Genomic DNA, 5,799 nt, shown 5'->3' with positions numbered 1-5,799 from the left:
GTCAATCGGACGGCACCACCGGCAACCACCAGCACGCAGATGCCAACGGTCGTGATAATCGCCAGCCGGCGATAACGGTCGAGCCCTCGAAGCCAGCCACCTGATGCGTCCCGCAACATATGTAGATGATGCTACGACTAGCGTCGATCCGGTGCTCAGTTCGTTCGACGACTTTCCTCTCCATCAAACGTCACACCCGGTGGCTCAAACCGCCGGGACCGACCTGAACCACTACGACCGCTACTTCTTCAACGGGTACACGAAAGACACCCGTCTGTTCTTTGCACTGGCCATGGGCCTCTACCCAAATCGCCATGTTGCTGACGCACACTTCAGCGTCGTGCTCAATGGCCAAACGGTTGACGCCGAGCAAATCAACGTGCACGCCTCGCGCCGTGCGCCGCTTGATCGTGCCGATGCCAACGTGGTCGGGCCGATCGAGGTGGAGGTCATCGATCCGCTCAATGAGCTGCGCATCGCAGTCGATGCTCCCGAACACGGGCTCCGTGCCGACCTCACGTTCGTCCGACGATCGGCACCGATCCAAGAACCTCACTTCTTCAACCAGGTGGGCCAGCGCGTCCTGATGGACTCGACGCGCATGACCCAGTTCGGCAGCTGGGAAGGTTGGGTCGAAGTCGACGGCGAAGTCATCGACCTCGAACCTGGTGAGACCGTTGGTAGCCGTGACCGATCGTGGGGTGTCCGGCCCGTCGGCGAGCCAGCTCCGACTGGGGCGCCGGTGGCCGATCCGCAGTTCTACTGGCTCTGGGCACCGCTCAACTTCGACACCTTCTCCACCCACTTCGACGTCAACGAGTACTTCGACGGCAAGCGCTGGCACGAGACGGGATACGTTGCACTCGCCGACATGGACAAAGGCAACGATGCCGTTGCCGAGCCGCCAGAGGCGATGCGCAGCGTCGATTACCGAATCGGCTGGGAGCGCGGTACTCGTCGCGCCGAATGGTTCGAAATCGACTTCGTGCCGTGGCAGGGCGAGGCCTCAACGATCAAGCTCGAACCGCTCTTTGATTTCCACATGTTGGGCATCGGCTACGGCCATCCCGAGTGGCGCCACGGCATCTGGAAAGGCGAACTCGCGGTCGGCGGCGACCGCTGGCGCCTGCCGGTCCCAGACCCCAATGCCCTCCACCACATGCACATCCAGTCGATCGTGCGTGCGACAACCACCGGCGGACTCGGCGTCAACGAAGGACTCGGCACGCTCGAGCAGCTCGCCTTCGGCCGCCACGACCCAACCGGCCTCACGGGCTTGAACACCGGATTCGGCAAATAAGTACGAATGGGGTCAGGCCCCTTTCGTAACTCTGTACTGGACAGAGTTGCGAAAGGGGCCTGACCCCATTCGTTACGTGTGGCGGATGGTCATGCCGCCATCGACCGGAATCGAGGTTCCGTTGACGAAGCTTGATGCTGGCATACAGAGGTTGAGCGTCATATGTGCGACTTCTTCGGGGGTGCCGTAGCGGCGAAGTGGGACTCGGCGGCGCGCGTATTTCTCTTTGGCCTCGGCATCGATGCCGGCGGTCATGCCCGTGTCGATCGGGCCGGGACAGACGCAGTTGACCGTCACCCCGTGGCGGCCGAGCTCGACAGCCAAGCTCTTCGTCAGACCGACTACACCTGCCTTGGTTGCGGCGTACGCCGCGAGGCCAGCCGTTGTCACGATCGACTCGGTCGATGCGATATTGACAATACGACCTTCGCCCGACGTGATCAGGTGCGGGAGCGCGAGGCGGATCAGACGAGCGTGCGCTGTCAGGTTGATGTCGAGTGTCGTTGCCCAGTTGGCCTCGAACTCGTCCTCGGGCTGGAACGCCGAGTTGATCATCGACACGCCAGCATTGTTGACGACGATGTCGAGGCGGCCGAACCGCTGCACCGTTGCCTCGACCATGCTGCGAAGTTGTTCGTGATCGGCGACATCGCACTCGATGCCGAGCACACGGTCGCCACCATGTGCTGCGCTGATCTCGTTGGCCACTGCAGCGACACGATCCGCACCAAGGTCAGCCACAACCACGCGCGCCCCTTCGTCGGCGAACAAGTGCGCTGTGGCGCGGCCCATGCCGCTCGCCGCGCCCGTCACGATTGCGACCTTGTCGTCGATCGAGCGAGACAGCGTTGACAGCCGGCTCACGAGTGAATCTCGTAGAACGCGTTGACGGTGTGGTCGATGTCGAGTCGGCGGAAGTCGCTGAACCCGGCTGCTGCTGACATCTCGCGAGCCTTGCCCTCTGGCAAACCAAGCGTGCCGAGGCCTTCGCCGCCGGGCTCCGACAGCGCTGACGACATGCACGACAGCACGCTGATGCCGTACATGAGCGCCGCCATTGGATTCTTCTCGATGTTCTCACCAAACGTGTCACGGCCCTTAATGTCGACAAGCAGCCATGTGCCGTCGTCGGCAATCGCCTGCTTGATCGACGCAATCATCTGAGTCGGATGCGACATGTCGTGAATGCAGTCAAAGGTGGTGACGAAATCGACCGATGCATCGGCCGGCAGCGGCTCGTTGCGCGGATCGACGAAACGTGCGTTCGACACACCGGCCTCAGCGCGCCTCGATTCGGCACGGTCGAGGGCGTATTGGCTGATGTCGTAGCCAACGAACGTCGAGTTGGGGAACGCCTCAGCCATCATCAGCACGGCTCCCCCGGCCCCGCAGCCAATGTCGGCAACCGTGATCCCGGCCTGAAGCCGTTCGACCAGGGCGCCGTCGCCGACGAGTGGCAGCACCGTCGGAATGAGGTGGCTGCGGTTCCACGGCTCAAAACTGCGTTCGATCCCGATGGCCCCTTCGCAACCGTGGCTGTCGTAGTCATGACCCTGGCCAGTTCGGAAGCTCTCTGGCATGACGTCCAGCGCACCCATCATTTGGGGGAAACGATGGAACATGCCCATTCCGCTCGCCGGGCTGTTTGGTGACGCAAGCACGGCAACGCCTTCAGGTGACAAGCCAAAGCGCTCGGAGCCTGGCTCATCGGCGTTGTCAACTGTTAGGAACTTCGCGGCGGCCTGGTTGTACGCCCATTCGCGCACCCATCGTTCGTCGAGTTCGAGTCGGTCGGCCAACTCGTGCGTGGTGAGCTGCTCACCAGCATCGGCGAGTGCCGTAAACAACCCGAGCCGATCGCCGAGATGAATCATGCCGGCCGTGACCGCACCGCTCAACTGACTGAAGAGGTTGAAAGAGAACATCTTCAACAGGTCGGGATCGGGCTCGATGCGTTCGGCTGGAGCCGTGAGGTCGCTCATCGCGTTGACCGTAGATGCTCAGCGTGTTCGATCGTCCAGCGCAAGGTGTTCGGCGTTGCCCAATGCGCTCATGCCAAACGCATGACCGTCGCCAAGTTCGAACGTTTCGAGCCGGGTAATCGAGGTGTGGTGCAGTTGGAACCGTTCCCATTGCCACGGCACCGGGTCGACGCCGAGCAAGTGGCCGAGTGCCATGGAGTTAGTGCCGGCATGAGCAACCATCGCGATCCGCTGATCGGGATTGTCGAGCTTCCAGACGGGCAGTTCGCCGTCGACGCGGATGCCGCCGTGCCGTGCCATAAATCCGTTGGCACCAGCAGTGATCCGGTCGGCGAAGTCCCGTACGGACTCGCCGCCTTCGAGTCCGGTCCATCGCTCGAGCGACGGTCGGGCGAGTAGCTCTTTGTAGGCCTCCTGGGCCAGCGAGTACGGCGTACCGTGCCAGTTCGGGTCACCGATCTCTTGCAACCATTCGTCGATCACCTCGTCGCGGCCAAGCGCTTCGTAGAGGGGTGCCGCGGTCTGGCGTGCACGGAGGAGGGGCGAGACCAGCACCTCGTCGAACTCTTCGGCTGCGAGTACTTCGGCCATGCGCCTCGCCTGATGATGGCCAAGTTCGGTCAGCGGCGGATTCTCCACATTGAGGTCGTCGCGCATCCACTCGGGTTGACCATGACGGATGAAGACGAGTTCCATGCGATCGGACTGTACGGCAGCACCGCAGTGCACGCCGCGTTCGCCAAGTTCGTCGAGTTCGCCGAGTTCACGGGGATAGCTTGCGCCGGGTGAACGACGTGCAAGCTGGCTGGTACCCCGACCCCGCTTCCCGATTCGAGCTGCGCTATCACAACGGCGCGGCGTGGACTGCCGACGTGTCAACCAATGGGGATCGTTTCGTCGATCCGCTCGGCGTAGCGCCCAATGCATCCGGTACACCGCCCGCACCACACCATGCTTCTCAACACGCTCCTGAACCCGGAGCCAAGAACAGCGCCGCCACCGCCTCGATGATCCTCGGGATCGTCGCCATCGGTCTCGGCTGGCTGCCATTCATCTTCGCGGCAGCCGCTGTCGCCGGCGTGCTGGCAATCGTGCTCGGCCTCCGCGCTCGACGACGGGCGAAAACACCCGGCCCACAATTCGGTGTCGGCGACGGAATGGCAACGGCCGGTCTGATCCTCGGGCCCATCGGCCTCCTGGCCTGCGTCGGCGGCCTAGTCTTTTCCATTGTCATGGTCGGCGCAATCGACCGCTTCGAGAATCCCGCCGAGAATAACACTGCAATCACCTCGTGCGAACGTGATGGCAACGACGTCACCGCACAGGGCGAGCTGACGAACGTGAGCGGCTCCACCGCATCGTTTACGGTCCGCGTCTCATTCGTCAGGCCCGGCACAGACAATCCGCGCCGTCAGGCCAACGTCATTGTCAGCGATGTCGAGCCGGGCGAGACACGCTCATTCGAGGTCGTCCGTTCCGTCCCGCTCGAAAAGGTCGACTGCATCATCGCCACCGTCAGAGGCGAGTTGCCGTTTGGCATCGACCCGGGCGACTGATCAGCGCTGGATGCTGGTCGATTCCACCCAAGCGTCGTAGAGGCCGGCATACACGCCACCTGCGTCGACGAGGACGTCGTGATGACCGTCTTCAACGAGGACACCGTCCGCAAGCACCAGAACACGATCAGCGCGTGCCGCAGTCGAAAGACGATGGGCAATTGCAATGGTCGTTCGTGACGCTGCAAGATGATCCAGTGCCCGGGCAATCCGAACCTCGGTGAGCGCGTCGACACTCGATGTTGCCTCATCAAGGATCAGTACGTCGGGGTCAGCGAGCCCAGCGCGGAGTAGTGCGACGAGCTGACGTTCGCCGGCACTGAGCTGACCGCCGCGTTCACCAACACGTGTATCGAGCCCGTCGCTCAGCGTCGCGACCCAATCGGCGACATCGAGGTCGTCGACGATCTGCTGCACGTCGGCCGCGGTGGCTCCTTCGCGAGCGAAAGCAACGTTGCAGGCGATCGTGTCGTCGAAGAGGAACGGCTCTTGCGACACGACAACCAGGCGACTACGGAGGTCGGCCCGGCCAACGTTCCCGAGCGGGACCCCGCCGACCGAAATGACGCCTGCGGTCGGATCGGCAAATCGAGCAATCAGGCGGCCCAGCGTGGTCTTGCCCGACCCAGTCGCCCCTACCATGGCGATTTGCTGCCCGGCAGGGATGTGAATGTCGATGCCGCGCAGCACGAGCACCCCGCCGCGCTCATCGCTGTCGAACAACTCACCCAGCCGAGTCGGGTAGGCATAGTCGACTTTGCTGATCGTGATGTCGAGCTGTCCAGCGGGGAGTACCACCGGCTGCTCGGGCTCGGTCGGCGTAATCGCCATGTCGAGTACTGACAGCACTCGATGCAGCCCAGCCACAGCGGTTTGGGTCTGATCGATCACCTCGGTGAACTCGGCGATCGGTTCGAGGAACCGGTAGGTCAGGAATACGAAGCTGACGAGCGCTCCAGCG

6 protein-coding genes are annotated in these 5,799 nt (G+C 62.9%); 2 read left to right on the top strand and 4 right to left on the bottom strand.

The window, feature by feature from the left end; translation table 11 throughout:
* Positions 1–199: 199 nt before the first annotated feature.
* Positions 200–1,300 carry a hypothetical protein gene (locus tag ACH2EI_RS08950; protein WP_395159755.1) on the top strand — a complete coding sequence of 367 codons (1,101 nt, stop codon included), beginning with the start codon at positions 200–202 and terminating at the stop codon, positions 1,298–1,300.
* A 72-nt stretch (positions 1,301–1,372) separates the two neighbouring features.
* Here the strand turns inward: ACH2EI_RS08950 and ACH2EI_RS08945 are convergent, their stop codons facing one another.
* From ACH2EI_RS08945 to ACH2EI_RS08935, 3 genes are read right to left on the bottom strand one after another with little or no spacing between them, the layout of a single operon-like run.
* Positions 1,373–2,164 carry an SDR family NAD(P)-dependent oxidoreductase gene (locus ACH2EI_RS08945; protein ID WP_395152681.1) on the bottom strand — a complete coding sequence of 264 codons (792 nt, stop codon included), beginning with the start codon at positions 2,162–2,164 and terminating at the stop codon, positions 1,373–1,375.
* Positions 2,161–3,282: a class I SAM-dependent methyltransferase gene (locus tag ACH2EI_RS08940; RefSeq protein ID WP_395152682.1), complete on the bottom strand. Its 1,122-nt coding sequence runs from the start codon at positions 3,280–3,282 to the stop codon at positions 2,161–2,163. Before ACH2EI_RS08940 ends, ACH2EI_RS08945 begins: the two co-directional genes overlap by 4 nt.
* Positions 3,283–3,300: 18 nt before the next feature.
* A complete protein-coding gene (locus ACH2EI_RS08935) occupies positions 3,301–3,978 on the bottom strand; it encodes a histidine phosphatase family protein (RefSeq protein WP_395152683.1) in 678 nt (225 codons plus the stop codon).
* Between the two features lie 89 nt (positions 3,979–4,067).
* Here ACH2EI_RS08935 and ACH2EI_RS08930 point away from each other — a divergent pair, with 89 nt between their 5' ends.
* Positions 4,068–4,838 carry a DUF2510 domain-containing protein gene (locus ACH2EI_RS08930; protein ID WP_395152684.1) on the top strand — a complete coding sequence of 257 codons (771 nt, stop codon included), beginning with the start codon at positions 4,068–4,070 and terminating at the stop codon, positions 4,836–4,838.
* Here the strand turns inward: ACH2EI_RS08930 and ACH2EI_RS08925 are convergent.
* Positions 4,839–5,799, bottom strand: a 961-nt coding sequence (locus ACH2EI_RS08925) for an ABC transporter ATP-binding protein (protein ID WP_395159753.1), incomplete at its 5' end; no start/stop codon positions are given.

This window comes from Ilumatobacter sp. (genome assembly GCF_041688325.1).
Lineage (GTDB): Bacteria > Actinomycetota > Acidimicrobiia > Acidimicrobiales > Ilumatobacteraceae > Ilumatobacter_A.
Note: the sequence above shows the minus strand (reverse complement) of the source record. Positions and strands in the feature narration are given on the sequence as shown.

Excerpts from the sequence above, each read along its gene's own strand:
- ACH2EI_RS08940 (WP_395152682.1), bottom strand. The coding sequence starts at position 3,282 with ATGAGCGACCTCACGGCTCCAGCCGAACGCATCGAGCCCGATCCCGAC.
- ACH2EI_RS08935 (WP_395152683.1), bottom strand. The coding sequence starts at position 3,978 with ATGGAACTCGTCTTCATCCGTCATGGTCAACCCGAGTGGATGCGCGAC.